We start from the raw sequence: 1,178 nt of genomic DNA, 5'->3' as shown, positions 1-1,178 counted from the left end.
TTAAAATTGCGAATAAGAGATTTTATGTTAAATAGGTTCGATTAAGCAGATCGTCTTCTAATTTTGAACATTGCTCATCATCAATGACTCCGGTAATACTTTGTAGCCACAACCCATCTGCTGCTAAACGAAGTAACTCTAAATCAGGATGACTATCCGTTTCTGCATGTTGAGATAATCTATTTTTTAGCCATTCCATCCAAATTTTATTAAAGGTAGGCTCTGTGATCATAGTCATTGATAACGCTGACCAAGCAGAAACCACCCCATCTATTTGATGGATAAAAGAACTATGAATATAAGCTCGTGTGAATTTACCATATTCTGTTGGATCGCGTTTAATCAAGTATTCAACTGTTTGATCTAAATCAAGAATTATTTGATTGAACATTTCTTCTATCAAATTTTTTTTATTCGGGAAATGGTGAAATACCCCCCCTTTTGTTATACCTACTGCTGTAGCAATATTTTGAATAGAAACACCAGAAATACCCTTTTGAGAAACAAGAATAGTTGCCTGTTCAAGGATGCGCTTTCGAATAACCTCTGGTTGCTTCTTTTGTTGCCGAATTTCTTTCACTTAATGACCTGCTGATTGCGAAAATAAATTAATAATTATTACGCCAGATACGATAAAACCAATTCCAATTAAAGCAGGATTATCTAGTGTCTGTTTAAAAACAAAGTAGCCAACTACAGCAGTTAGAACAATCCCAACACCAGCCCATATAGCGTATGCGATACCTAAAGGGATTGTTTTAATAACTTGTGATAATAAATAAAATGCCGTGCTAAAAAAAATAAGGACCATCACGCTTGGAAAAAGTTTTGTAAACCCTTCCGATTTAACTAAAAAACTACTTCCAATCACTTCGGAAACTATTGCAAATCCAAGTAATACATAAGCGAGTAACACACTGTTCATAAGTAATCATACCTAACATACCAATCTGAAGGTATGTTAAATTTTCAAAAAAAATTATCAATAATTATTTTAGATTTTCTAAAATTAACATAATACACCTTATATGAAACACTTTATATTTATCATTAAATTTCAGTATATTAGATTAAGCCGCTCTAGGAAGTAAGGCACCAGAGCGGCTTTTTATTGATTATTTATGTTCCACGCTTAAAATTCGAACAATGTTTCATGATTTTTATAAGTTAAACTAAAT

General features: G+C 32.3%; 2 protein-coding genes. Both read right to left on the bottom strand.

The genetic code is table 11. The features are described from left to right. Positions 1 to 22: 22 nt before the first annotated feature. Positions 23 to 580, bottom strand: coding sequence for a TetR/AcrR family transcriptional regulator (locus tag ACY3FQ_RS16410; RefSeq protein ID WP_005146114.1), 558 nt, complete (start codon positions 578 to 580; stop codon positions 23 to 25). Continuing rightward, a complete protein-coding gene (locus ACY3FQ_RS16405) occupies positions 581 to 925 on the bottom strand; it encodes an SMR family transporter (protein ID WP_042086420.1) in 345 nt (114 codons plus the stop codon). It lies immediately after the preceding gene. Between the last annotated feature and the right edge of the window lie 253 nt (positions 926 to 1,178).

The sequence above is a fragment of the Acinetobacter sp. AB03 genome, assembly GCF_058107045.1.
The sequence above is the reverse complement of the archived record's forward strand: the minus strand, read 5'-3'. Positions and strand labels throughout refer to the sequence as shown.

Bases quoted from the DNA above. Each gene is read 5' to 3' on its own strand.
- ACY3FQ_RS16405 (WP_042086420.1), bottom strand. From the start codon at position 925: ATGAACAGTGTGTTACTCGCTTATGTATTACTTGGATTTGCAATAGTT.